General features: G+C 67.9%; 25 protein-coding genes. 21 read left to right on the top strand and 4 right to left on the bottom strand.

Annotated elements, in window-relative coordinates:
* The first annotated feature begins 1 nt into the window (after nt 1).
* The 7 genes from AC5P8Y_RS09860 (at nt 2) to AC5P8Y_RS09830 (ending at nt 4,469) form a co-directional block, all read left to right on the top strand.
* On the top strand, nt 2-502 hold the full coding sequence (locus AC5P8Y_RS09860; RefSeq protein ID WP_049403408.1) for a molybdenum cofactor biosynthesis protein MoaE: 501 nt from the start codon (nt 2-4) through the stop codon (nt 500-502).
* A 105-nt stretch (nt 503-607) separates the two neighbouring features.
* Entirely contained in the window at nt 608-1,150 is a 543-nt protein-coding gene (mobA, locus tag AC5P8Y_RS09855) for a molybdenum cofactor guanylyltransferase (RefSeq protein ID WP_049403407.1), read from the top strand.
* Entirely contained in the window at nt 1,147-1,512 is a 366-nt protein-coding gene (locus AC5P8Y_RS09850; RefSeq protein ID WP_049403406.1) for a hypothetical protein, read from the top strand. The genes mobA and AC5P8Y_RS09850 overlap by 4 nt, the downstream gene beginning before the upstream one ends.
* Before the next feature lie 68 nt (nt 1,513-1,580).
* The gene (locus tag AC5P8Y_RS09845; RefSeq protein WP_049403405.1) at nt 1,581-2,357 is read left to right on the top strand and encodes a helix-turn-helix domain-containing protein; all 777 of its coding nucleotides are present in this window, start codon (nt 1,581-1,583) and stop codon (nt 2,355-2,357) included.
* A 23-nt stretch (nt 2,358-2,380) separates the two neighbouring features.
* The gene (modA, locus tag AC5P8Y_RS09840) at nt 2,381-3,124 is read left to right on the top strand and encodes a molybdate ABC transporter substrate-binding protein (protein WP_049403404.1); all 744 of its coding nucleotides are present in this window, start codon (nt 2,381-2,383) and stop codon (nt 3,122-3,124) included.
* A gap of 3 nt (nt 3,125-3,127) precedes the next feature.
* The gene (gene modB / locus AC5P8Y_RS09835; protein ID WP_005409908.1) at nt 3,128-3,811 is read left to right on the top strand and encodes a molybdate ABC transporter permease subunit; all 684 of its coding nucleotides are present in this window, start codon (nt 3,128-3,130) and stop codon (nt 3,809-3,811) included.
* Nucleotides 3,801-4,469, top strand: coding sequence for a sulfate/molybdate ABC transporter ATP-binding protein (locus AC5P8Y_RS09830; RefSeq protein WP_049403403.1), 669 nt, complete (start codon nt 3,801-3,803; stop codon nt 4,467-4,469). The genes modB and AC5P8Y_RS09830 overlap by 11 nt, the downstream gene beginning before the upstream one ends.
* Nucleotides 4,470-4,606: 137 nt before the next feature.
* Here AC5P8Y_RS09830 and AC5P8Y_RS09825 read toward each other — a convergent pair whose 3' ends face one another.
* Together AC5P8Y_RS09825 and AC5P8Y_RS09820 are read right to left on the bottom strand one after the other, a co-directional pair.
* A complete protein-coding gene (locus AC5P8Y_RS09825; protein WP_049403402.1) occupies nt 4,607-6,136 on the bottom strand; it encodes a diflavin oxidoreductase in 1,530 nt (509 codons plus the stop codon).
* Nucleotides 6,133-6,561 carry a PAS domain-containing protein gene (locus AC5P8Y_RS09820; protein WP_049403401.1) on the bottom strand — a complete coding sequence of 143 codons (429 nt, stop codon included), beginning with the start codon at nt 6,559-6,561 and terminating at the stop codon, nt 6,133-6,135. The genes AC5P8Y_RS09825 and AC5P8Y_RS09820 overlap by 4 nt, the downstream gene beginning before the upstream one ends.
* 441 nt (nt 6,562-7,002) lie before the next feature.
* On the opposite strand from AC5P8Y_RS09820, the gene glgA reads away from it, so the two are divergent.
* Genes glgA through glgX form a run of 7 tightly spaced genes read left to right on the top strand, consistent with a single transcriptional unit; the run spans nt 7,003 to nt 19,135 of the window.
* Complete coding sequence (glgA, locus tag AC5P8Y_RS09815; RefSeq protein ID WP_080356455.1) at nt 7,003-8,529, top strand: glycogen synthase GlgA; 1,527 nt, start codon at nt 7,003-7,005, stop codon at nt 8,527-8,529.
* Nucleotides 8,526-10,763 carry a 1,4-alpha-glucan branching enzyme gene (locus AC5P8Y_RS09810; RefSeq protein ID WP_049403400.1) on the top strand — a complete coding sequence of 746 codons (2,238 nt, stop codon included), beginning with the start codon at nt 8,526-8,528 and terminating at the stop codon, nt 10,761-10,763. The genes glgA and AC5P8Y_RS09810 overlap by 4 nt, the downstream gene beginning before the upstream one ends.
* A complete protein-coding gene (gene treZ, locus AC5P8Y_RS09805) occupies nt 10,760-12,478 on the top strand; it encodes a malto-oligosyltrehalose trehalohydrolase (protein ID WP_049403399.1) in 1,719 nt (572 codons plus the stop codon). Before AC5P8Y_RS09810 ends, treZ begins: the two co-directional genes overlap by 4 nt.
* The gene (locus tag AC5P8Y_RS09800; RefSeq protein WP_049432843.1) at nt 12,475-14,319 is read left to right on the top strand and encodes a 4-alpha-glucanotransferase; all 1,845 of its coding nucleotides are present in this window, start codon (nt 12,475-12,477) and stop codon (nt 14,317-14,319) included. The genes treZ and AC5P8Y_RS09800 overlap by 4 nt, the downstream gene beginning before the upstream one ends.
* Complete coding sequence (gene treY / locus AC5P8Y_RS09795; RefSeq protein WP_049403397.1) at nt 14,316-16,889, top strand: malto-oligosyltrehalose synthase; 2,574 nt, start codon at nt 14,316-14,318, stop codon at nt 16,887-16,889. Before AC5P8Y_RS09800 ends, treY begins: the two co-directional genes overlap by 4 nt.
* Nucleotides 16,858-17,028 carry a DUF2934 domain-containing protein gene (locus AC5P8Y_RS09790; RefSeq protein ID WP_005413658.1) on the top strand — a complete coding sequence of 57 codons (171 nt, stop codon included), beginning with the start codon at nt 16,858-16,860 and terminating at the stop codon, nt 17,026-17,028. Before treY ends, AC5P8Y_RS09790 begins: the two co-directional genes overlap by 32 nt.
* Nucleotides 17,015-19,135 carry a glycogen debranching protein GlgX gene (gene glgX / locus AC5P8Y_RS09785; protein ID WP_049403396.1) on the top strand — a complete coding sequence of 707 codons (2,121 nt, stop codon included), beginning with the start codon at nt 17,015-17,017 and terminating at the stop codon, nt 19,133-19,135. Before AC5P8Y_RS09790 ends, glgX begins: the two co-directional genes overlap by 14 nt.
* Before the next feature lie 55 nt (nt 19,136-19,190).
* Here the strand turns inward: glgX and AC5P8Y_RS09780 are convergent, their stop codons facing one another.
* Nucleotides 19,191-19,505: an AzlD family protein gene (locus tag AC5P8Y_RS09780; protein WP_005409898.1), complete on the bottom strand. Its 315-nt coding sequence runs from the start codon at nt 19,503-19,505 to the stop codon at nt 19,191-19,193.
* Complete coding sequence (locus tag AC5P8Y_RS09775; RefSeq protein ID WP_108269769.1) at nt 19,502-20,233, bottom strand: AzlC family ABC transporter permease; 732 nt, start codon at nt 20,231-20,233, stop codon at nt 19,502-19,504. The genes AC5P8Y_RS09780 and AC5P8Y_RS09775 overlap by 4 nt, the downstream gene beginning before the upstream one ends.
* Before the next feature lie 127 nt (nt 20,234-20,360).
* Here AC5P8Y_RS09775 and AC5P8Y_RS09770 point away from each other — a divergent pair, with 127 nt between their 5' ends.
* From AC5P8Y_RS09770 to gspG, 7 genes are all read left to right on the top strand, one after another.
* Nucleotides 20,361-20,825, top strand: coding sequence for an Lrp/AsnC family transcriptional regulator (locus AC5P8Y_RS09770; protein WP_049403394.1), 465 nt, complete (start codon nt 20,361-20,363; stop codon nt 20,823-20,825).
* A 540-nt stretch (nt 20,826-21,365) separates the two neighbouring features.
* Nucleotides 21,366-22,046: a TonB C-terminal domain-containing protein gene (locus tag AC5P8Y_RS09765; protein ID WP_049454580.1), complete on the top strand. Its 681-nt coding sequence runs from the start codon at nt 21,366-21,368 to the stop codon at nt 22,044-22,046.
* Nucleotides 22,047-22,062: 16 nt separating this feature from the next.
* Nucleotides 22,063-22,593, top strand: a complete 531-nt coding sequence (locus AC5P8Y_RS09760; protein ID WP_019337777.1) for an RNA polymerase sigma factor — start codon at nt 22,063-22,065, stop codon at nt 22,591-22,593.
* A 69-nt stretch (nt 22,594-22,662) separates the two neighbouring features.
* Entirely contained in the window at nt 22,663-23,643 is a 981-nt protein-coding gene (locus AC5P8Y_RS09755; protein ID WP_049432849.1) for a FecR family protein, read from the top strand.
* A gap of 58 nt (nt 23,644-23,701) precedes the next feature.
* Nucleotides 23,702-24,253: a hypothetical protein gene (locus AC5P8Y_RS09750; protein ID WP_495201945.1), complete on the top strand. Its 552-nt coding sequence runs from the start codon at nt 23,702-23,704 to the stop codon at nt 24,251-24,253.
* 144 nt (nt 24,254-24,397) lie between these two features.
* The gene (locus AC5P8Y_RS09745; RefSeq protein ID WP_227415366.1) at nt 24,398-24,958 is read left to right on the top strand and encodes a hypothetical protein; all 561 of its coding nucleotides are present in this window, start codon (nt 24,398-24,400) and stop codon (nt 24,956-24,958) included.
* Between the two features lie 57 nt (nt 24,959-25,015).
* Complete coding sequence (gspG, locus tag AC5P8Y_RS09740) at nt 25,016-25,453, top strand: type II secretion system major pseudopilin GspG (protein WP_049403390.1); 438 nt, start codon at nt 25,016-25,018, stop codon at nt 25,451-25,453.

The raw sequence follows: 25,453 nt of genomic DNA, 5'->3' as shown, positions 1-25,453 counted from the left end.
GATGAGCGAGATGATCATCGCCAAGGTGGTGGATCGCGCGCAGGCGGCGATCGATCCGGCCGAGGGCATCGCGGCAGTGTCCGATCCTGGCTTCGGCGGCATCAACGTGTTCATCGGCAAGGTGCGCGATGTCAATGTGGGCCGACGGGTGACCGGGATCACCTACGATCTGTTCGAACCGCTGGTGCTGAACGAGTTCAAGCGCCTGGCCGCCGAGGTCGAAGCCACGTTCGGTCCGAAGCTGAAGCTGTATGTGGCGCATGCCAAGGGCCGGCTCGGCATCGGCGATGTGGCGGTGGTGGTGGCCGCCGGCAGCCCGCACCGTGACGAAGCGTTCCGGGCCTGCCGGCAGTTGATCGAGGTGGTCAAGCACCAGTGCCCGATCTGGAAGCAGGAGCATTACGAGGACGGCGACAGCCAGTGGAGCGAAGGTTGCAGTCTGTGCCATGCGGAAAGTGAACCTTCGCACTCCCATGACCATACGCATGACCACGGGCATTGACCGCGCCCTTCAGGGCGCGGGATTCAGTAGATCCACGCCATGCGTGGAAGAGGCCTTTCCCGCGCATCCGGCCGGCGCAGCCACGCATGGCGTGGCTCTACTGCGATGACCATCAACGGCATCGTGCTGGCCGGTGGCCTGTCCGCCCGCATGGGCCGCGACAAGGCACTGCTGCCCTGGCAGGGCCGTACATTGCTGGAACACATGCGGGGGCTGTTGCTGCAGGCGGGCGCCGGGCGGGTGTGGGTGAGCGGTGACTACCCGGCGTTTGGTGGCATCCCGGACCGGGTCGCACGCTGCGGCCCACTGGGCGGCCTCTACAGTGTGGCGATGCAGATGCCCGATGGCCCCGCCTGGGTGGTGCCGGTCGATACGCCGCGGGTGACACCCGCGCTGTTGCAGCGCCTGCAGGCCGATCAAGCGCGCGCCTGCACGGTATTCGACGATGAACCGTTGCCGATGCGGTTGCAGATCGATGATCATTGCCGCCGCGTGCTGCAGGCCTTGATCGATGACCCGACGGCGCGCCGTTCACTGCGCGCCCTGCAGGAACGCCTGGGCGTGACACGGTTGCCACTGGCGCCGGAGGATCAGGCGTTGCTGCTCAACTGCAATACCCCGTCGGAATGGGAGTCCATCACAGCATGAAGGTCCAGCTGCAACAGCAATCGATGCGCCTGCGCGTGGATGAAGAAGAACTGGCACGATTGCTGGCCGGTGAATCGGTTGAGAACCTGACGCGCTTTGGTGGCAGCGGTGGCTGGGGCGTGGCGCTGTCGCTGCATGCCGGCGACCAGGCCGTGCTGCTCGATGGTGGGGCATTCTGCCGGTTGGTACTGCCGCGCCAGGCCGTTGAGTCGCTGGCGGGTCGGCTGCCCTGCCGCGATGGGCTGGGCTTTGGTATCGCGTTGGATGACGACAGCATGCTTCAGCTGCAGTTCGATGTGGACGTGCGCGACAGCGTACGCCAGCGTGGCCCGCAACGACGTGCTGAACCTGCGCCGGAGTAGGCGCAGGTTGCGCAGGGCCGGGTGGCGCGCTGTCGTATGATGGGGGCCTTCGTTCCTGCGTTGCTGCAATGCCCCTGGACCCCTCCGCTCCCTCTGCGTCCCGACCGGCCACGCCCAATCCGGCAGCGGCCGATGACGGAGACGCGCTGCACTTCTGCAGTACCTGTGCGTTCTCCGACGCCTGCATGTCGCAGGGTTACGACAAGGCCGCGTTGGGTGAACTGCATGTGCTGGTCGATCACGTCGGCCCGTTCCAGGCCGGCGACTATCTTTTCCGTGCGGGCGATCCGTTCGACTCGATCGCAGCGGTCCGCGCGGGCATGGTCAAGACCTTTGTCGATGACAGCCAGGGCAACGAGCAGGTGCTGGGTTTCAGCCTGCCGGGCGAGGTGATCGGGCTCAATGCCATCCATGGTGCGCGCTTTCCCTGCAACGCCGTGGCGCTGGACACCGTCTACCTGTGCCGGATCTCGTTCCCGCGACTGAGCCTGCTGGCCACCCGCATGCCGGGGTTGCAGGCGCGGCTGTTCAGCCTGCTCAGTGCCGAGATCGGCAAGGTGGCCACGCTGGCTGCCAACCATCGCACCGAGGAGCGCATGGCGGCGTTCCTGCTGGATCTTTCCGAGCGCTATGCCCGGCGCGGATTCTCCGCCACCCGTTTCAACCTGAGCATGGCCCGTACCGAGATTGCCAACTACCTGCGGATGGCGCCGGAGACAGTGAGCCGGGTACTGCGCCGCTTGAGCGACGAGGGTGTGATTGCGGTGAACCAACGTGAGATGCTGTTGCTGCAACCCGAACGGCTGGCGGCGTTGGCCGTGGCTCGGGAATCCGGACTGGACTGATCAGGCAAGCGAGGGGCCGACCCATGATGCGAGCGGGGCTGTTGGTGCTGGGAATAGTGGCTGCAGTACCGGCCTGGTCGGCCGACTTGACGGTGTCGGCGGCGTCGAGCCTGACCGAGAGCTTCCGCGAACTGGGCACCGCCTACGAGAAGGCACACCCGGGAACCAAGGTGGATTTCAACTTCGCCGCGTCCGGCGTGCTGCTGCAGCAGATCAGCCGCGGTGCGCCGGTGGATGTGTTCGCGTCGGCCGATGAAGCCACGATGGACCAGGCCCAGCAGCAGGGCCTGCTGGCGGCCGGTACCCGCGAGGTGTTCGCGGTGAACGCGCTGTGGGTGGTGGTACCGCCGCAGGCCAAGGCTGCACCGCGTACCTTGAAGGACCTGGCCGGTGCCGGCGTGCAACGCATCGCACTGGGCAACCCGGACAGCGTACCGGTTGGCCGCTATGCCAAGGGCGCGCTGGAAGCAGCGGGCCTTTGGCCGTCGGTGCAGGGCAAGACCATCACCACGCAGAACGTGCGCCAGTCGCTGGATTACGTGGCGCGCGGTGAAGTGGACGCCGGCTTCGTCTATGCCACCGACGCACGGGCGATGCCCGACCGGGTGCGCCGTGCCTTCGCGGTTCCGGTGGCGGGGCGCATTGCCTATCCGCTGGCGGTGACCAGGGCCAGCGCGCAGTCGGCCGAAGCCAGGCGCTTCACCGCCTTCGTGCGTTCGGCGCAGGGCCAGGCGATCCTGGCCAAGCACGGGTTCGGCAAGCCCTGACGCATGGATCTGGACTGGAGCGCACTGGGGTTGTCGCTGAAGGTGGCCGGCTGGGCCACCGCGATCAATCTGGTGCTGGGCGTGGCACTGGGCGCGCTGCTGGCGCGGCGGCGCTTTCCCGGCCGCGAGCTGCTGGATTCGCTGCTGACCCTGCCGATGGTGCTGCCACCGACGGTGCTGGGCTATTACCTGCTGGTGCTGATCGGCCGCAACGGCCCGATCGGCGCGTGGCTGCAGTCGTGGTTCGGCATCAACCTGGTGTTCACCTGGCAGGCCGCGGTGATCGCCGCGGCGGTGGCTTCGCTGCCGCTGGTGTTCAAGCCGGCACGCGCGGCGTTCGAAGAAGTGGACGGGCAGCTGGAACAGGCTGCACGCACGCTGGGTGTGTCCGAAGCAGCGGTGTTCTTCCGCGTCACACTGCCGCTGGCATGGCGTGGCATCCTGGCCGGCCTGTTGCTGGCGTTTGCGCGCGCGATGGGTGAATTCGGCGCGACGCTGATGGTGGCCGGCAGCATTCCGGGCCGGACGCAGACGCTGTCGATCGCCATCTACGAGGCGGTGCAGGCCGGTCAGGATGGCAAGGCCAATGCGCTGGTGATCCTGACTTCGGTGGTGTGCATCGTGATCCTGTTGCTGGCAGCGCGGCTGGTGGGCGGGCGTCGCCGGGAGCTGCGCGATGTGGCTTGACCTGCAGGTGCAGCGCCGCCTGCAGGCGGCCGGCCAGGATTTCGTGTTGGACGTATCGCTGCAGTGCACGCAGCGGCAGGTGGTACTGTTCGGGCCTTCAGGCGCCGGCAAGAGCCTGACCCTGAAGGCGGTGGCCGGTCTGCTGCGGCCGGACCAGGGCCATGTGCGCGTGCAGGGGCGGACCCTGTTCGACGCGGCCACCGCTGTGGATCTGCCGCCGCAGCGCCGCCGGCTGGGCTACGTGTTCCAGGATTACGCGTTGTTCCCGCACCTGAGCGTGCGCCAGAACGTGGCGTTCGGGCTGCAGAAGGGATGGCTGAATCCGCGGGTCGGCCAGCGTTTCGATGCGGTGGAGCAGTGGCTGCACGCATTCCGCATCGACACGGTGGGCGATCTGCTGCCCTCGCAGGTCTCCGGTGGCCAGCGCCAGCGCACTGCATTGGCGCGCGCCCTGGTGACGCAGCCGCAGGCGCTGCTGCTGGATGAGCCGTTCTCCGCACTGGACCATGACCTGCGCCAGCATTTGCGCCAGGAGCTGGAGACGGTGCTGGACCGGACCGGCATCCCGCTGCTGTTGATCAGCCACGATCCACAGGACGTGGCCATGTTCGGTCAGCAGGTGGCGCGCATGGTGGATGGTCGCATTGTCGGCGGTTGACCCGTGATGGACGCACCGGCGATGGTTGGTCACATCTGATGGTAGTGCCGGCCGCTGGCCGGGAACCAAGGGATACTGGGCAGCCGGCCAGCGGCCGGCTCTACCGGTCCAGGATTCGTGCGGTCCAATGGGAGGGATCAATACAACTCACAGTGCGTGCGGCCTTCACTGCGCAGCGCATCCCAGCGCCCTTCGCCACCAATGGCATCGATGGCCTCGCGCACCGCGCCTTCCAGATGGCGCTTGTTGCCGCACAGGTAAAGATGCCCGCCGCGGGCCAGCACGTCGCGCACTTCGCTGGCGCGCTGCTGCAGCACATGCTGCACATAGATCTTTTCAGCGCCATCGCGCGAGAACGCGGTATGCAGGCCGGCCAGCACGCCTCGCGTGTGCCAGTCCTGCAGCTGGTCGCGGTACAGGTAGTCGTGCTGGCGGTGCTTCTCGCCAAACACCAGGTGCACCTCGCGTTCGCAGCCGTTGGCCTGCAGTTCCTGCATCAGGCCCATCAACGGTGCGATGCCGGTGCCGGTGCCGACCAGCAGCAGCGGTGCCTGGCCGGTATCGGGCAGGTGGAAGCCGGGGTTGGAACGGCAGTACACCCGGGCGTGGTCGCCGCCATGCAGCAGGCTGCCGGTGGCAGTGCCGAAGCGTTCCCGGCCGCGCAGGGTGTAGCGCACTTCGCGCACGCACAGGCTCAGCTGGTCGTTGAACGGGTGCGAGGCGATCGAATAGGCACGCGGCAGCCGCGGTGACAGCAGTTCGCGCAGCCTGGCCAGCGGCACGCTGTGCGGGGTGGCGTGGTCCTGCAGCACGTCCAGCAGGTCCAGGCCGTGCAGGTAGGCGTCCAGCTCGCGCTTCTGGCTGACCTTCAACAGGCCCTTCAGTACCTCGCTGCCGCCGAGCCTGGCCAGTTCGCGCAGTACGCCCTTGCTCAGCAGGCGCAGCTCGCGGTCGTGCAGGGCGGCCACGGCGGCGGTGTCGCCATACCAGGCAGCCAATGCCTGCAGCAGGGCGGGATCGTTCTCGGGCACCACGTGCAGGGTGTCACCTGCGCGGTAGGCCATGCCACTGCCGGCAATGTCCAGCTGCAGGTGCCAGGCAGCGGGGTCGCTGCTGTTCAAGCGGCGACGTTCGAGAATGGGGGCGGCAAACGCATTGTCTTCGCCATAGGCGGTGACCTGCAGGCGCAGGTCCTGGCCAGCGTTGAGGTCGCCCTCCAGCACCTGGCCGAGCACCGGCCGCCATTGCTGGAAGAACTGCTCGTAGCCCAGGTCGGCGTCCACCCGATGCAGCAGCGGCTGCGCCTGGCGCTCGCTCAGTGCAGCATCCAGCGCCTTGGTGAAGCCGCAGAAGCTCGGGTAGCCGGTGTCACCGAGGCCGAACACTGCATAGCGCAGCCCAGCCAGCGTCGGGGTCTGGCGCAGTGTTTCGAAGAACTGTTCGCCATTGGCCGGCGGTTCGCCATCGCCGAACGAGCTGGAGATCGCCAGCAGCACGTCGCCGTGACCGAGACTGGCCACCTCGATGTCGTTGAACGGGAGCACCTGCGGCGCGTGCGGCTGCAGGTCCGCGCCCAGGCGCTGGGCCAGGGCGCGGGCATTGCCCGACTCGGACGCGAAACCCACCAGCAGACGGCTGAAGGGCGCACTGGTCGGGAGAGCGTTCACGCGGCCTCGTAGAAGTCGTCGAACTTTTCCTTGCTGAACTCGACCAGGTCGTAGTTCTGCATCAGGTCGTTCACCACGCGGCGGATGCTGATGTAGGAGGTGATGTTGCCGTCGGCGTCGAACAGCGGTTGCACGGTGGTGTCGACCACGTAGAGCACGCCGCCCTTGCCGAGGTTGGGCACGATGCCGGTCCAGGTCTTGCCGGCCTTGATGGTGTCCCACATGTCCTTGTAGACCGCCTTGGGCACATCCGGGTGGCGCACGATGCTGTGCGGCTGGCCGATCAGTTCCTCGCGGGCGAAGCCGGTGAGCGTGCAGAACAGGTCGTTGGCATAGGTGATGTTGCCCTGCAGGTCGGTGGTGGAGATCACCATGACGTTCTGCATGGCGTTCAGCAGCTGGGTGTTGTCGGGGGTGTAGCTCATCGCAGGGTCCTTGTGGATGCCGGTAACGCCGGCGTGTTCGGGTCCTGCGTAGAGATACGCCCGCACGGGAGCGGGCGGTTTGACATTGGTCAAGCGCGTAGCGCGAAGGCCTGCGACCGGGTGTCGCAGGGTGAGTCTCTTTGGAGATCAACCCAGCCCGGCTCAGGCGGCAAGCAGGATTCCCAGCAGCCGGGCGTGGGCTCGGCCCCATGGCAGGAGACACGTGCGGGAGGCGGGCGCCTGTCATGTGTACTGAGCTCATGACGCCTTGTCACAAAGAAATCGCCATGGCTTCACGGTTGATTGATCGCATGCAGGGCTATTGTCGTCCTGAGCCTCTCGCTGGCGTCCCCCACGTCCTGCGTCGACTTCCTTCCCAGCATCAGCGCCCGTCCGGGCGCCGCTGGCGTCTGTCTGCCTGAAGCATCCGAGATCATCCCCATGGCCCGCGCCGCCCAGTCCGCTTCACCCGTTGCGATCTCTCCGGTCACGCCCGTGCCGATCGGCACCCGCCGTGGCCACTCGCAACCACTGCAGCTGCCGGAACTGGTACAGCGTGTGTTGTTCGTCGCGACCGAGATGGCCGACTTCATCAAGGCCGGAGGCCTGGGCGACGTGGCCGCAGCCCTGCCGCGTGCGGTGCGCGGCGCCTGTGATTCGCGCGTGCTGCTGCCCGGCTACCCGGAAGTACTGCAGCGCCTGCCACAGCTGCGGCGGGTGGGACAGGTCAACGCGAGAGCGGGCCTGCCTGCGTGCGGGATCGGCATGGCAGTGCAGGCCGACGGCCTACCGATCTACGTGCTGCTCTCGCCAGAGCTATACGAGCGCGAAGGTTCGCCTTACGTCGATGGGCAGGGCCAGGAGTGGAAGGACAATGCGGTTCGCTTCGCCACGCTCTCACACGCGGCGGCGGAGATTGCGGCCGGGCGTGCCGGGCTGGACTGGTCGCCGCAGCTGCTGCACCTGAATGATTGGCCGGTGGCCATGGCGGCCGCCTACGTGCGTTGGGACCGGACCACCGTGCCGACCCTGCTGACCATCCACAACCTGGCTTACCAGGGGTTGTTTCCGTACGCGCTTGCACCGGTGCTGGGCGTACCGGCCGAACACCTGGATGAACTGCACTTCCACGGGCAGATGTCGTTCCTGCAGGGCGGGATCACCAACGCCACGCGCCTGAACACGGTCAGCCTGCGCTACGCGCAGCAGATCACCGCCCCGGATGACGGCTGCGGGCTGCATGATCTGTTGGCGCGTCGCGCGGCCGGCGGACACCTGAGTGGCATCGTCAACGGCATCGACGCCAGCTGGGACCCGCGCCGCGATATCCATCTCAAGGCCCACTTCGGCATTGGTGAGTGGACCGGGCGCGCCACCAATGCGCATGCGGTGCGCAAGGCGTTCGGCCTGGCGCCGTCGACCGGCCCGCTGTTCGCGGTGGTCTCCCGCCTGGTGCACCAGAAAGGCCTGGACATCACCTGCGACGTGGCGCCACAGATCGTGGCGGCCGGCGGCCAGTTGTGCATCATCGGTGGCGGCGAGCCGCAGGTGGAAGCGCAGGTGCAGGCGCTGGCCCGGCGCTACCCCGGACGGGTGGGCGCATTCATCGGTTTCGAAGAGGCGCTGGCCCGCCAGATGTTTGCCGGCGCCGACTTCCTGCTGATGCCCTCACGCTTCGAACCCTGCGGGCTGAGCCAGATGTACGCGCAGCGCTTCGGCTGCCTGCCCATCGCGCACGCGACCGGCGGGCTGGTCGATACCGTCGAGGATGGCGTGACCGGATTCCTGTTCCACGGCGCGAATGCCGATGGCCTGCGCCGCTGCGTGGAACGGGCGATGCGCACCTTCCGCCTGCCCGGCCTGCTGCAGGCCATGCGCCGCGCGGCCATGCTGCGGCCGGGCGGTTGGGATGCGGCGGGGCGCGCATATCTGGCCCTGTACCAGCAGACCTGCCAGGTGGCCGCATGAGTCACGACAGCCTGCAGCCGATCGCCCTCGAGGACGAGCCCTTGGCGACTGCCGGACGGGAGGAGGGCGTGGTGGCCCCGGCCCTGGACGACCTGGTTCATGCACGGCCGGCCGATGCGTTTGCCTGGCTCGGGCCGCACCAACAGCCCGATGGCCAGCGCCAGCTGCGCGTTCTGGTGCCCCACGCGCGTCGCGTGGAGGTGATTGCGGGCCCGGAGCGGCGCTGGGATCTGCAACCGGGCCCCTTGCCCGGCCTGTTCGAAGGTGCAGCAGGTGACGCGCCCGTGCCGTTGCTCGCCCTGCATTTCGAGCAGGGTGTGGAGCAGGTGCACGATGCCTATTCCTTCGGTCCGCTGCTGGATGAGGCGCTGCTGCAGCATTTCCATGCCGGTGACGCTGATGCAGCGCGGCAGCTGGGCGCAGTAGCGATGCAGGTACAGGGTATCGACGGCGTGCGCTTCGCGGTGTGGGCCCCCAACGCACGAAGGGTTGCCGTGGTCGGCGATTTCAACGGGTGGGATGGTCGGCGCCATCCGATGCGGCTGCGCCACACCGCTGGCGTGTGGGAGCTGTTCCTGCCTGACGTGCAGGCCGGTGCCCGTTACAAGTTCCGCATTGTCGGCGCCGACGGTCGGGTGATGCCCGACAAGTTCGATCCGATGGCGCGCTGGGCCGAGCTGCCACCGGCCACCGCCTCGCGGGTGCCTTCGGCCGCGCCGATGCAGTGGCACGATGATGCATGGTTGGCGGCGCGGCGGCAGGCCGGAACCTGCACGCCGCTGTCCATCTACGAAGTGCATGCGGGCTCCTGGCAGCGCAGCGACGATGGTTCGCCGCTGGACTGGGATGCCTTGGCCGACCGGTTGATTCCGTACGTGGCAGGACTTGGTTTCACCCACATCGAGCTGCTGCCGGTCAGCGAGCATCCCTTTGGCGGTTCCTGGGGCTATCAGCCACTGGGGATCTACGCGCCAACGGCGCGCCATGGCACGCCACAGGCCTTCGCACGCTTCGTGGACCGCTGTCATCAGGCCGGCGTAGGGGTGATCGTGGACTGGGTGAGCGCGCACTTCCCGAACGATGCGCATGGCCTGGCCGGGTTCGATGGCACCGCGCTGTACGAGCATGCCGACCCGCGCGAAGGGGTGCACGCCGACTGGGACACGCTGATCTACAACTATGGCCGCAACGAAGTGGCCGCCTACCTGATCGGCAGTGCATTGGAGTGGGTGGAGCGGTTCCACATCGATGGTCTGCGCGTGGATGCCGTGGCGTCGATGCTGTACCGGGATTACAGCCGTGCCGAGGGCCAGTGGATACCCAACGAGCAGGGCGGGCGCGAGAACCTGCAGGCGGTCGCTTTTCTACGGCGGATGAACCAGACGCTGAGGGAGCGCTTCCCGGACGTGCTGGTGATCGCCGAGGAATCCACCGCATGGCCAGGGGTGACCGCGCCGGTGGAGCAGGGCGGGCTTGGTTTCACCCACAAATGGAACATGGGCTGGATGCACGACACCCTGCAGTACCTCGGGCGCGATCCGGTTCATCGCCAGCATCACCATAGTGAGATCAGCTTCGGCCTGGTCTACGCCTTCTCCGAACGGTTTGTGCTTCCGCTTTCGCATGACGAGGTGGTGCACGGCAAGGGAGCGCTGCTGGCCAAGATGGCGGGCGAGCCGGCGCAGCGGCTGGCCCAGCTGCGCGCGTACTACGGTTTCATGTGGGCGCACCCGGGCAGCAAACTGCTGTTCATGGGCGGCGAGTTCGGTCAGGGACAGGAGTGGTCGCACGATGCGGCACTGGACTGGGCACGGGCGGCAAGCAACGAGGGCCAGGGCATGTCGCGCCTGGTGGGCGACCTCAATGCCGTGCTGCGCGCCGAACCTGCGTTGCATCGCGACGAACGCGACGAACGCGGTTTCGACTGGAGCGTGGCCGACGACAGCCGCAACAGCGTCTACGCCTTCATCCGCCGGGATCCGGCCGGTAGCGGCCGCACCCTTCTGGTGGTGAGCAACTTCACTCCGGTACGTCGCGACGGTTACCGGGTCGGCGTGCCGCAATCGGGGTGTTGGACCGAACGGCTCAACACCGACAGCGGTTACTACGGTGGCGGCAATGCGGGAAACCTCGGCGCAGTGCATACCGAGCCGAGGCCGATGCATGGTCACGCGCAGTCGCTGCGGCTGACCCTGCCGCCGCTGTCCACGCTGTATCTGCAGGTTGATGCATGACCACAGTGGCGCCGCGCCTGGGCGCTTGGCCGGTGGCCGGTGAAGGTGTCGAGTTCCGCGTGTGGGCACCGGACGCAGGCACCGTGGCGCTGTGCCTGCAGGGCGTGCTGCGGCCGATGCACCGCGACCCGGACGGCTGCCACTGGCTGCGGACGCAGGCGTCGCATGGTGACCGCTACCGGTTCCGCCTGCCGTCCGGCCAGGACGTGCCCGACCCCGCCTCGCGCTGGCAACCGGACGGCGTCGATGGTGACAGCGCGGTGGTGCTTGGCACGGATGGAGCACAGCCCACCTGGCAGGGGCATGCCTGGCAGGACCTGGTGATCTATGAAGTGCACATCGAGGCCGGCGGCGGGTTCGCGGCGTTGACCGCGCAGCTGCCGATGCTGGCGGCCCTGGGCATCACCGCCATTGAACTGATGCCGGTCGCGCAGTTTCCCGGTGGCCGCAACTGGGGCTACGACGGCGTGTTCCCGTATGCACCCGCGCAGGCCTATGGCGGTCCGTCCGCGCTGAAGGCCTTTGTCGACGCGGCGCACGATGCAGGGCTCTCGGTGCTGCTGGATGTGGTCTACAACCACTTCGGGCCGCAGGGGAACCGTCTGCGCGACTATGCACGGGGGTTCTTCCGTGACGATCGCACCACCCCTTGGGGCGAGGCCATCGACTTCCGCCAGCCATGGGTGCGGCGCTTCTTCGTCGACAATGCGTTGATGTGGTTGCGCGATTACGGCTTCGACGGCCTGCGCCTGGATGCTGTGCACGCCATTGACGATGACCGGTTCCTGCAGCAGCTGGCCGATGAGGTACGCGCTGCGGTGCCGCAGGCGCACCTGGTGCTGGAGAACGAACGCAACCAGGCGCGGTGGCTGCGCGGCGCCTATCAGGGGCAGTGGAACGACGACTTCCACAACGCGCTGCATGTGATGCTGACCGGCGAGCAGGAAGGCTATTACGCGGCCTATGCCGGTCGCGCCGAAGCACTCCTGGCGCGGTGCCTGGCCGAAGGATTCGCCTGGCAGGGCGAGCCGGACCTGCACGGCCATCCCCGTGGCGAGCCCAGCGTCGACCTGTCGCCTGCGCGTTTTGTGGTATTCGCGCAGAACCACGACCAGGTGGGCAACCGCGCCTTCGGCGAGCGCCTGTCGATGCTGACCGATCCTGCGCCGCTGCGCGCGGCGCTGGCCCTGACCCTGCTGACGCCGATGATCCCGCTGCTGTTCATGGGCGAACCGTGGCAGGCGCAATCGCCATTCCTGTTCTTCACCGACTACGCGCCACCGCTGGACGAAGCCGTGCGCGAGGGACGTCGCCGTGAGTTCGCGGGTTTCAGCGCCTTTGCCGATGTCGCCTCGCGCGCGTGCATTCCGGACCCGAACGATCCGGCGACCCTGCAGGCCTCGTACACACTGCCACCCGGCGATGATCCCTGGTCGCAGCACTGGCTGCGCTGCACGGGTGAGTTCCTCGGCCTGCGCAGGCGCTATCTGCAGCCTGGCCTGCTGCAGGCGCGGTCGCTGGGCGCGCGCGTGCTGGGCCATGGCGCGGTGCAGGCGGGCTGGCAGTTGCCATCGGGCCAGTGGTGGATCGCGATCAACGTGGGTCCGTCGCCGGTGGCCCACGCGATGCCGGCCGGCGAGTGCGTCGTGGGGCCGGATGCGGCCGCGATGCTGCCGGCAGGCGGCGGTGCGCTTGCGCGCTGGATCGCCGCATGAATACGGATGCGGCGGTGCGGGAGGCGGCTCGCCGTGCGGGCCTGCTGGTCCGCTGGACCGACGTGGCCGGAGCAGAGCGCGAGGTTGCGCCCGACGTGCTGCGCGCCGTGCTGTCGGAGTTCGCGTGCGACGGTGTGCCGGTGGTCCACCCGTTGCTCACCGCCTGCTGTGGTCAGCTCCTGGCCATGCCTGAGGCAACGGGCGCGGCGTGCTGGGTGGACGAGCAGGGCACAGCGTTGCCTGCACGTGCGGATGCGCAAGGGCGCTGGCGGGTTCCGGATCAGCCAGGCTATTGGCAGTGGCGCCAGGGCGGGCAGCAACAGGCGGTTGCGGTGGCACCGCAGCGTGCCTGGTGGCCGCAGGGCCTGCTGCGCGGTTGGGGTCTGTCGGCGCAGGTCTACAGCCTGCGCGCGCCCGATGATGCCGGCATCGGTGACAGCGCCGGCTGTGCGCGGTGGCGCGAGCTGCTGCACCGTCACGGCGGCGATGCACTGGCGTTGAGTCCGCTGCACGCCGGCCTGCCACCGGGTCCGGGCTACAGTCCTTACTCACCCAGCGACCGGCGCTGGCTTGACCCGCTGCAGGTGTCGCTGCCGCAGGTTCTGCCGGAGGCCGCCAGCAGCGTGTTGCGCGAGGACGAAGCACTGGCGATGGCCGTTGAAGCGGCTACCGCAGCACGCCGCATCGACTGGCCGCACTCGGCGGCAGTGAAGTGGCGCTGGCTGCGCCAAGGGCGCCAATGGCTGCGGCAGCAGGCGCCGGCACAGTACGAACAGTTGCAGACGTGGTGCGATGCGCAGGGCGAACCCCTGCTGCAGTACTGCGAGCACGCCGCCGATCGCTTCACTGGAAGCGCCGACGACCATGCGTTTGCGCAGTGGTTGGCGCGGCAAGGCTGGGCGCAGGTGCAGGCGGGACTGCGTAGCGACGGCGCGTCGATCGGACTGATCGCGGATCTGGCAGTGGGTTGCGCACCGCAGGGCGTCGAGGCCCGGACCGGCGGCGACCGCCTGCTGCAGGGCCTCGAGCTGGGCGCGCCGCCGGATGCGTTCAATCCGCTGGGCCAGGCCTGGGGTATCACCAGCTGGTCACCCTCTGCGTTGCAGCGTGAGGGGTTTGAACCGTTCATCCGCGTGTTGCGCGCCGTGATGGCGGGTCGCGGTGGATTGCGCATCGACCACATCCTGGGCCTGCAGCGGCTGTGGGTGCTGCCTCGTGGCGCAGGCGCCGGGCAGGGGGTGTACCTGCGCTATCCGTTCGATGATCTGATCAACCTGCTGGTGCTGGAATCGTGGCGCCATCGCTGCGTGCTGATCGGTGAGGACCTTGGGGTGGTTCCTCCGGGTATCCGCCAGCGACTGGCAGCCCGTGGCGTGCTGGGGCTTGAGGTGCTGCCGTTCGCCCGCAACGGTGAGCGCTTCCTGCCGGCGCCACGGTGGCGCCGCGATGCGGTGGCCATGCCCTCCACCCATGATCTGCCGCCGCTGGCCGGCTGGCTGCGTGGGCGCGACCTGCGCTGGCGTGCACGCCTAAGTGAGCTGACCGAGCTTCCCGCGGCGCTGCACGCGCGTGCCAGCGAGGTACAGGCGCTGTCCGCAGTCGCCCGGGGCGAGGGCGCGACGCTGGAAGCGCGTGCGCTGTCACTGATGGCGCACGCACCTTCACGGCTGGCGCTGCTCCCGCTGGAAGACGCGCTGGGCAGCCGCGCGCAGGTGAACCTGCCGGGTACCGTCAACGGTCACCCGAACTGGCGCCGACGCTTGCCGCTTGCGTGGGATCCGGACGCGGCCGACGCGCGCATTGCCCGGTTCAGCGCCACGCGACGCAAGGCGGGACGATGACCCGGTTGCGTGCCACCGCACGCCTGCAGCTGCATGCAGGCTTCAACTTCGAGGCCGCTGCGGCGCAGCTGCCGTACTACACCGCGCTGGGCGTCAGCCACCTTTACCTGTCGCCGATCAGCGCTGCGATGCCAGGGTCCATGCATGGCTACGATGGCATCGACCCGGCCCGCATCAATCCGGAACTGGGCGGCGAAGAAGGCTTCCAGCGGCTGGCGACAGCGGCGCGTGCGCATGGCATGGGCCTGATCCTGGACATCGTACCCAACCATCTTGCGGCATCCCCGCAGACGCCCTGGTGGAACGATGTGCTGCTGCACGGGTGCAGAAGTCCCCATGCCGGATGGTTCGACATTGACTGGGAGGCGCCGGGCTGCGAGGGCCGGCTCTGGCTGCCAGTGCTGGACCGGCCACTGCACGACGCCGTGCGCGATGGCGTGTTGCGCGTAGCAGTGGACGATGAGCGGCCGACGCTGCGTCATCACGGGCTGGCATTGCCGTTGTCTCCGCGCAGCCATCCGCTGGCACCCGCGCAGTGGCCGGCATGGGCGGAACGCTGCAACCGCAGCGTGGAACGGTTGCACACGCTGCTGCGGCGTCAGCACTACCGGCTGGCTTGGTGGCGTACGGCGGGCGATCAGGTGAACTACCGGCGCTTCTTCGACATCAACGAACTGGCCGCACTGCGGGTAGAGCGCGACGGTGTGTTCGCGGCGGTGCATGTGCTGCCGTTGCGGCTGGTGCGTGAGGGATGGGTTGACGGCCTGCGCATTGACCATGTGGATGGCCTGTCGTCACCCGGGCCGTACCTGCAACACCTGCGTGCGGCGCTCGACGCGGCCTGCGCGGCAGGCGGTCGCGACCCACAGGCAGTGAGCGTGCATGTGGAGAAGATACTGGCGGAGGACGAACAGCTGCCCGATGGCTGGGCCTGCGACGGCACGACGGGCTATGACTTCATGGACCAGGTTGGCGCGTGGCTGCATGATCCGGCAGCTGCACCCGCGCTCTCCCGCGCCTGGCAAGCGGCGAGTGCCGACGCGCGCAGCTTTGACGACCTGCAGCAGGATGCCCGCGGCATGCTGCTGCGCACGTCGCTTCACACCGACTTCCAGCGACTGCTGCGCAGCGCGCAGCGGGTCCTGCAGCCCCGGCTGGCCGAAGCCGATATCGGAGCCGCTGCGCTGGCCCGTGCATTGGCCGCGCTGCTGCGGCACTACCGTACCTACCGCCCCTATTCGCTGCAGGATGCAGGTGAACGGAAGGCCTTGGTGGACGCTGCCGTGGCAGCACGCGAGGCACTGGACGGTACGGCACACGCGGCACTGGATCTGCTGCTGCGGGCACTTCCCGGCGAGGCGGAGGCCGAGCGCGCGCTGCGGGTGAGATTCGGGCAATTGGCCGCGCCGTTGAATGCCAAGTCGGTGGAGGACACAGGCTTCTATCGTTACTTCAGGCTGCTGTCGCGCAACGAAGTCGGAAGTGATCCGCAGCGGCTGGGCATGGAGGGACGCGAGCTGCTGGAACACGCAGTGGGACGCCTGCAGCGCCATCCGCGGGCATTGCTTGCGCTGGCGACCCACGATCACAAGCGCGGGGCCGACAGCCGGGCGCGGCTGGCGGTTATCAGCACCTGCACGGTCGAGTGGCGGGAGGCTGTGCGGCGCTGGAGCCGGATGTCGACCCGCGCGGGCGCGTCGATGCCGTTGCCGGGTGCCGAGGCCTATGCGCTGTGGCAGGCGCTCGTGGCCGCGTGGCCGATGCACGGTAACCCGGGCGCCGACTTCGCATCGAGGATGGTGCAATGGCTGACCAAGGCGTTGCGCGAGGGCAAACGGGTCAGCAGCTGGTCCGATCCCAACGTGGCGGTGGAGGAGGCCGCCGCGCAGTGGCTGCACGCACTGCTGGATGGAGCGCCATTGCAGCCGGTGCGGGAGGCGCTGGCGACGTTCGTGGCGCGCATTGCGCCGGCCGGCGCCTGCAACGGCCTGGCACAGCTGTGCCTGCAGCACTGCCTGCCCGGCGTGCCCGACCTCTACCAGGGCGGAGAAGGCTGGGACCTGAGCCTGGTGGACCCGGACAACCGTCGTGCCGTGGACTATCCAGTGCGGCAGGCGTGGCTGCGTGATACGCGCGGGTGGCCCGCCCTGCTGGAGGACTGGCGGGACGGTGGCATCAAGGCATTTCTGCTCAGGCGCTTGCTGGAGTGCCGCCGCAGGCACCCGCAGCTGTTCCTGCACGGCCAACTGCAGCCGCTGTCCGCACCGGCCCGTTCGCCCTGGCTGGCATTCGCGCGCAGGCATCAGGCGCAGGTGCTGCTGGTGATCGTGCGGCGTGGTTCGCCCACCGCCGTGCCCGGGCCCAGCCTGCACGCAGCACACGACGTCGGCACTGGCGTGATGCTGCACGGGCTGCCGACAGGTCCCATGCGCAACCTGCTGGACGGGCGCATCGAACATTTCAAGGCAACCGAGGACGCGGCACGGCTTCTGGCTGGCAGCCCGTTGGCGGTATGGATCAACGAGGAGACGGACAGGAATGGACAGCAGGGAACGACGGCAGCGGATTGAGGCACTGGCCCACCAGATATGGGAAGCGGAAGGGCGGCCGGACGACCAGCAGCAGCGGCATTGGCACATGGCCGAGCGCCTGGTGGAAGCCGAGATTGCCGCTGCGCGCGACGAGGAGGGAACCGATGGCCAGCCGTAAGTGGACGCAGACCTCGCGGGTGCGCGAAGGCCGGCCGTTCCCGCTGGGGGCGACCTGGGACGGATTGGGTGTGAACTTCGCGCTGTACTCGCGGCACGCCACCCGGGTGGAACTCTGCCTGTTCGACGCGCGCAACCGTGAAGTCGAGCGTATCGCGCTGCCCGAGTACACCAACGAGATCTGGCACGGCTACCTGCCGGACGTGCGGCCCGGGCAACGTTACGGCTACCGGGTGCACGGCCCGTATGCGCCGGAAGAGGGCCATCGCTTCAATCCCAACAAGCTGCTGCTGGACCCCTACGCCAAGCAGATCGTCGGCGAACTGAAGTGGGCCCCACACCTGTTCGGCTACACCCTGGGTCACCGCGATGGCGATCTCAGTTTCGACCGCCGCGACAGCGCCGGTTACATGCCACGCTGTGCCGTGATCGATCCGGCTTTCAGCTGGGGCGTCGAGCGTGCACCTGCCACGCCCTGGGACCGGACCGTGATCTACGAAGCCCACGTGCGCGGACTGACCATGCAGCATCCCGACGTCCCGCAGGCCGAGCGCGGTACCTTCTCCGCGTTGCGGCACGATGCGGTGGTCGACCACCTCAGCCATCTGGGGGTGACCGCCATCGAGCTGCTGCCGGTGCATGCCTACGTGGATGACCAGCAGCTGCTCGAGCGCGGGCTGCGCAACTACTGGGGATACAACACCATCGGCTTCTTCGCGCCGCAGGCACGCTATCTGTCGCTGGGCACCGTGGCCGAGTTCAAGCAGATGGTCGCGCGCCTGCACAACGCGGGCATCGAGGTCATCCTGGACGTGGTCTACAACCACACGGCCGAAGGCAACGAGCTGGGCCCTACGCTGTCGTTCAAGGGCATCGACAACGCCAGCTACTACCGTTTGGCCGATGATCGCCGCTATTACATCAACGATACGGGTACCGGCAATACGTTCGACCTGACCAATGCCGGTGCGCTGCGCATGGTCATGGACTCCCTGCGCTACTGGGTGACCGAGATGCGGGTGGATGGGTTCCGCTTCGACCTGGCAACCATCCTCGGCCGCGAACGGCATGGCTTCGACGCCTCGGGCAGCTTCCTCGATGCGGTACGCCAGGACCCGATCCTGAGCCAGGTGAAGCTGATTGCCGAGCCATGGGACATCGGCCCGGGCGGCTACCAGCTGGGCCAGTTTCCGCCGGGCTGGGCCGAGTGGAACGACCGCTTCCGCGACACGGTGCGCGCGCTGTGGCGTGGCGATGGCGGGCAGCTGCCAGAGTTTGCCACGCGCTTCACCGGCTCTGCCGACCTGTTCGAACACCACGGCAGGCGACCGTCGGCCAGCATCAATCTGGTGACCGCGCATGATGGATTCACCCTGCACGATCTGGTCAGCTACAACGATCGCCACAACGAGGCCAACGGCGAGGACAACCGTGACGGACACTCGCACAACCTCTCCAGCAACCACGGCGTGGAGGGAGACACCGATGATGCGGCGGTCCTTTCGTTGCGTGCGCGGCAGATGCGCAACCTGCTGGCCACGCTGCTGCTGGCGCAGGGGACGCCGATGCTGCTGGCAGGCGATGAGTTCGGCCATTCGCAGCAGGGCAACAACAACGCCTACTGCCAGGACAATCCACTGAGCTGGATCGACTGGGAGCGCGCAGCATTGCCGGCTGCACAGGCGCAGGTGGCGTTCGTGCGGCGGGCGCTGTCGCTGCGCCGGCGCTACGGCCTGCTGCGCCGGAACCGGTTCCTGCGCGGCGAGTACGATGAGGCGCTGGGCCTGCGCGATATCGACTGGCGGCATCCCGATGGTCGCGGCATGGAGGAAGCGGACTGGCATGAAGCAGGGCTGCGTGCGCTGGCGATCGTGCTGGACGGTCGCAGTCCGGACAGTGGCCTGCGCGAGCCCGGGCGGCATGTCAGCCTGGCCCTGCTGTTGAACGCCGGGGAGCAGCCGCAGCGGTTCTGTGTGTCACACGACGCCCTGTCGTTCCGGCGCGTGCTCCTGCAGACCGACGAAACGCCGTTGGAGCCGGATGAGGAAGGCGCCTGGACGCTGCCGCCGCGCAGCCTGTGCCTGTTGGCGGCAAGCAGCAGCGCGTGATTGCACTGCTGCGCCGCCACTACGGTACGCCGGGCGTTGCCCGGCGTACCGGTAGCTACCCCATCAGATAGCGCAACACACCCGCCGAGACCACGCCGATCAGCACGGTCGGCAGCATCGACAGCCGCGTGGCGGCCAGCAGGGTGATGGCCAGTGCGGCCAGGTCGGCCGGCTTGTCGGCCACGAAGTCCGGGGCGATCACCGAGATCAGCACGCAGCCCGGCGCGGCTTCCATCACCGTCACTGCGCGTTTGCTCAGTGTGCGGTTGCGCAGCGCGAGGAAGCCGACGATGCGGGTCAGGTAGGTGGCGGCGGCCATCAGCACGATGGTCAGTACCGAGGTCCAGTGGATCAGGCCATTGAAGATCATGCTGCGTCCTCCGCCAGCAGCCAGGCTGCGGCCAGGCCGGCCAGTGCGCCGCTGGCCACGTACCACGCACCTGGCACCAGCAGGTAGGTAGCAGCGGCTACAGCCAGGCTGACCAGCCACGGTCGCGCGGCCTTCATGCCCTGCCACATGCCGCGCAGCAGCACCAGGAACACGGCGGGGAAGGCCATGTCGAAACCATAGGCGTGGATGTCGCCCAGCATCGGGCCAACGATCGCGCCGAGCGCGGTGCAGGCCACCCAGACCGTGTATAGGCCTGCCGATACGCCCAGGTAGTAGGCCAGGCTGAAGCCAAGCGCGCGTCTGCGCGCATCGGCCACGCCCATCGCCCAGCTTTCGTCGCACATGAAGAACAGCGCCGGCAGCACCCGGCGGCGCGGCAGGTGCTGCAGCAGCGGGGCCAGGCTGGCGCCCATCAGCAGGTGACGGCTGTTGACCAGCGCGGTGATGGCCACGATCAGTGCAATGTGCGGTGGCGAGGTCCACAGTTCGACGGCGGCGAACTCCGAGCCGCCAGCGAAGTTGAGGCCGGTCATCAGCGGCACTTCCAGTGCGCTCAGGCCTTTCTGAGCTGCCTGCGCGCCGAGCACCAGGGCGAAGGGAATGAAGCCGATCATCACCGGCACGGCGGCGCGCAGGCCGCGCAGGAATTCGGCACGCGGCGCGGTATCGCAGGTGTCAGGCAGGGGGAGGGTGGTACGGGCGTCCATCGAACGGCACAACAAGGTGGGGGTGGCCCATGCTAGCGGTCCAATCGCGAAATCGGGTTGCGTTGATACCACTTGATTCTGGATGATTGATATTCCATGCGGTCAAAAGTGAAAGAGGTGAAATTCCATGCAGTACCAGCTGGACAACCTCGATCGGCGCATCCTCGACGCCCTGCAGCGCGACGGCCGCCTGCAGAACCTGGAGCTGGCACGCCTGGTCGGGCTGTCGCCGTCGGCCTGCCTGCGCCGGGTGCGTCTGCTGGAGGAGGGCGGCTACATCGACCGCTATGTGGCCTTGTTGAACGAGGCCAAGGTGGCCCGTGGCTTCACGGTGTTCGTGCGGGTGTGGCTGCGCGGGCAGGACGAGGACACTACCAATCATTTCATCAACAGCATCAAGTCGTTCCCGGAAGTGCTTGAATGCCATCTGATGGCCGGTGACTGCGATTTCCTGCTGCGGGTGGCGGTGGCCGACCTGGATGCCTACCGGCAGTTCCAGATGCAGCACCTGAACCGGATTGCGGGGGTGCAGAACACCAAGACCGAGATTCCGATGCAGCGGATCAAGCAGACGACCCAGCTGCCGCTTTGAGGGATGGGGTTTGCGGCCGGGTTGCACCCGGCACCCGCGGGTAGTGCCGGCCGCTGGCCGGCAACCTCAGAAGCAACAGCAACAGCAACAGCGGGCCTGCTGAGGGATGGCGGGGTGGGTCCGGTTGCGGGGGACGCTGCAAGTACGTCCATGTAGCTCGGTCGCCGCATCCATGCGGCTCACGCCCCCGCAACCGGACCCACCCCGCCTTCGACAGATTTCCACGATCTGCCGGAACGGCATGAGCTGCTCCTGGTGGGTGTCGACCTTGGTCGACACGTTTGGGTCGGTACGGGGTCGGATCCCGTTGCTGCGCAACGGGCTCTGACCCTGTGAGCAAATGAACAGGTCTGTTCGATTCATTGATTCCTGATGCGTGACTGGCTTTACGGAGCCTGGCTCGATGCCAGGCCGTGGGCGGCGGTCATCGCAATGACATGTGGCGCCGGTACGGTTTGAGCCCGCTTGCGGGTCGCGCGCGGGCCGGGGTTCCGGTGGTGGCGCGCGTCCACTGCAGCTGCTGTCGCTGCCGAGGGTCATGTGTTCTACGTCAGGGGGCTGAATGGACACCATGCGGTCAGAACTTGGAAGGTGGCCATCGCCGCATGGCTGCTGCTGTCCTTTGCCGCTGCCGCGCAGGACGCTGTTCATGCCTACGACATCCCTGCGCAGCCGCTGGAACAGGCGGTCGAGCGCTTCAGCGTCATCAGTGGGTGGTCAGTGATGTACCCGGGTGACCTGGCCGCCGGCCGCAGCAGCCATGCACTGCGCGGCAGCCTGGCGCCGCTGCCTGCGTTGCAGGTGCTGCTGCAGGACTCCGGTATCGAGGCCGAGGTGATCGGCGAGCAGCGCGTGGTGCTGCGCCGGGGCGCGCCCTCGGCAGGCGAACCCGGTGTTGGCGCCGAACTTCCCGAGGCCGAGCGTCGGCGTCGCTACGGCGGCCTGCAGCAGCGGCTGCGTGCGGCGTTCTGTGACGACCCGGAGATCGCGCCCGGCCGCTATGCCGCAACGCTGCGCTTCCGCATCGACGGCGCGGGCCAGGTGAGCGAGCCCGAGCTGCTGTCAGGCAGTGGCAGCGCCCGCCGCGATGCGCGCCTGCTGCAGGCGCTGCAGGGCCTGGTGCTGGCGCCCGATGCCGCTGCGCTGCCGCAGCCGGTGACGCTGCAGATCCGTCCTTCCGGGACCGACCACGACTGTGGCCGGCGCGCGCCCCTTCCATGACTTCAAGGATTCGAACATGAGCAACGGTACGGCTGGGGCAGTTGACCTGATGGACCACCTTCTGGGTGCCTACGATGAGCTGAAGCGCCGGCTGGTGCGCAAGCTGGGCTCGGAGGAGCTGGCCGGCGACGCGCTGCAGGACACGTGGATGCGCCTGAGCGCGCGGCGTGACCGCCTGGATGCCGTGCAGAACCCCGCGGCCTACCTGCTGCGCATGGCAATGAATACCGTGATCGACCGCCAACGTGCTGACCACCGTCTGCTGAGCCTGGAGGAGGTGGATACGCTGATGGACATGGCCGACCCTGCACCCGGCCCGGCGCAGGCGGCCGAACTGGACTTCGCGCTGGAAGACATGGTCGGCCTGCTGCAGCGCATGCCCGAGCGCCGTCGCCGCATCCTGCTGGCGATCCGCGTCGATGGCCTGCAGCAGCGCGACGTGGCCGACCACCTCGGTGTGTCGCTGCGGCTGGTGCAGCGTGAGCTGAAGGCGGCCCAGGACTACCTGGCCGAGCGCAGCGGGCAGGGGCGCCAGGTGCGGTTCTGAACGGCGGCATCCGTCTACACTTTGACGCCGAGCAGAACCCCGCAGCGTGCGGGTCCGGCATGAGCCCCCATGGATCCTGACGATCGCCCGCAACGCCCGCTGGATGCCGTCGAGCGTCAGGCGCACGCGTGGGTGGTGCGCCTGACCTCGGGCGAGGCGACCGCCGCCGACGGGCGCAGGTTCCGTGCGTGGTGCGAGTCGGATCCGCGTCATCGTGAGGCGTTCGGCCGTGCGCGCCGGCAATGGGAGCAGGTACGGCTGGCCGGCGAGCAGCTGCCCGCCGCCGCCCGCCAACCGGTGGCGCCGACGCCGGCCCAGCGCTGGAGCCGGCGCGCCTTCCTGGGCGCGGCGATTGCCGCCCCGGCCAGCCTGGTGGTGGTGGCGGCGATCCGCCCGCCGCTGGGATTGTGGCCCTCGGTGACGGCGATGACGGCCGATTTCCACACCGGCACCGGTGAACGGCTGCAGATCGCGCCCTTGCCGCAGCTGAAGATCGAACTGGATACGCAGAGCAGCCTGCGCCGCCGCGCGGACGCGCAGGGCGAAGGCTTCGAGCTGATGCAGGGCCAAGCCGCGATCGAAACCGGGGCTGGCCTGCGCCTGGCGCTGTTCGCGGGCCCTGGTTGCGTGATTGCCGATGAAGGCGCGGTGCGCCTGGATGTGCGCAACACCCAAGGCCAGGTACGGGTGACCTGCCTGCAGGGCAGCGCCCGCATCGAGCATCCGCAGGGCCGGCTGCAGCTACAGGCGGGTCAGCAGACCCAGTACGACGAGCGCCTCAGTGGCGTGGTGGCCGAAGCCGTGGCTTCGGAGGTTGGCGCCTGGACCGAAGGCATGCTGGTGTTCCGCCGCGCACCGCTGCGTGAGGTGGTGGACGAGATCAACCGCTACCGCCGCGGCAAGGTGCTGCTGGGAGAATCGGCGTTGGCGCGCGCGCCGGTCAGCGGTCGCTTCCGTATTGATGATCCAGACGCGGCACTGGAGCAGCTGCGACTGACGATGTCGCTGGATCTGCGTCGCTTTCCGGGTGGCATTGCCGTCCTTGGATAGATGAAGACGCTGGCCCTGCGCGCCGCGCAGGGCTGTTGCAAGCGAGGAGAGGCCAAGGATGCGCAACGAGACCATCGGTGTGCTGGATCTGCGTCGCAATCTGTCGGCGCTGCTGGAAACCACGCAGCGACGGCCATTGATGGTGCATCGCTATGGCTCACCTTGGGTGTGCGTGGTGTCCGATGCGCAGTGGCAGCAACAGGCGGTGCTGCTGGACTTTGATCCGCAGTCGCACCCGCTGGCGATGCTGCTGCGCCTGCAGCAGCAGTCGCTTCCGCTGTCTGAAGCTGGTGCGTTGCCGCCCGCGGCGGTTGCACGCGCACTGCTGTTGATGGACGTGCATCGCATTGAGAATCTCGCACTGCTGCACGACCAAGTGCTTCACCATCGCCTCTGGCATTGGTTCGTAGCAGGCACCCATGGTGTGATGGACGGCTGGCAGCTGCCGGCGCTGCGCGTTGCGATGGCGTCATGGTTCGATGACGTGGACATATCCAATGCGCTGGCAACATTCGCCGCGCGCAGCGACGTGGCGATACTGGCACGCCGTTGTGGAGGCGAAGCGCCGCGGCTGGAACGCGAAGCCTGCAGGCAGATGACGCTGCGATGACGTTGTCGATGAAGCGCCACGCAGTGCACAGAGCTGCATGCGCGCTGTCGCTTCACCTGCCTTGCTGACGTCTTCTCCAGAGTACGACGCACCACGCGTCGTGGAGCACGGGCGGCGCCGATGGCAGACAGTCGCAGGATCAGCATGCTGGAGCTGGATCGTCACCTGAGCCAGTCACTGGAGCAGGCACGGCATGCACCATTGAACGTGCAGCGCTATGGGCGCTCGTGGGTCTGGGTGCTGTCCAGCGACGCCTGGGCGGACGCGGCGCGCTGGGCGGCACTGGATGGTAGTGCGCACCCACTGGCGGCGCTGCGAAAAGCCCTCGACCTGCAGCTGCGGCCCTGGCCCGAGGCGGCGATGAGCCCGCTACCGCTTGATGCAGGCGATGCGCGGCTGCTGCAGCGCGCGGCTCTGCTGGTGGTCGTGCGCGATTTGAACAGTGCCCAGCGCGTGTACGACGACCTGCGCTATCACCAGGCCTATCGGATGTTCATCGGCCTCGATCATGGAACGGCATGGTCGCCGATGCAGTGCGTGCGCCTGCTGCAGGCCTGCGCGCATCCGTTGCTGCGCGGCTGCATCGACGATGCGCTGGCCAGCGTGCCGCAGCACCTGTTCGAGTCCGCATGTGCCCCGGCTGCACGTATTGCGCCTGCACAGGGACACGCGCAGCGGATTTCCAGCGGATGTTTATCGTACTGACACATGCACCGCTGACCATGGCGCAGCGGTCTCTTCCAGGATGACGAGGGCGGAACAATGGCAAGGCAGGTTCGTGGTCGCAGGGCTCGGCAGCAGGGTTTCAGCCTGATCGAGATCATGGTGGTGGTGGTGATCATCGGCATCCTCGCTGCATTGATCGTACCGCGGTTGATGGACCGCCCCGACCAGGCGCGCGTAGTGGCGGCGCGCCAGGACATCGCTGCATTGATGCAGGCGTTGAAACTGTTCAAGCTGGACAACGGGCGCTATCCCAGTGCCGAGCAGGGGCTGCAGGCGCTGGTGAAGCCACCGCAGGGCGGTGGCGCGATGCCGGTCACGCCCTATCTGGATCGCCTGCCCAATGATCCATGGGGCCAACCGTACCAGTATCAGATACCAGGCACCCACGGCGACATCGATGTGTTCTCGCTGGGTGCGGACAGCAAGCCCGGTGGCGACGCCGGGAACGCGGACATCGGCTCCTGGCAGCTGTGA

This window comes from Stenotrophomonas sp. YJH_SMC_12-1, from assembly GCF_059370935.1.
This window is presented reverse-complemented; position numbering and strand designations above follow the sequence as displayed.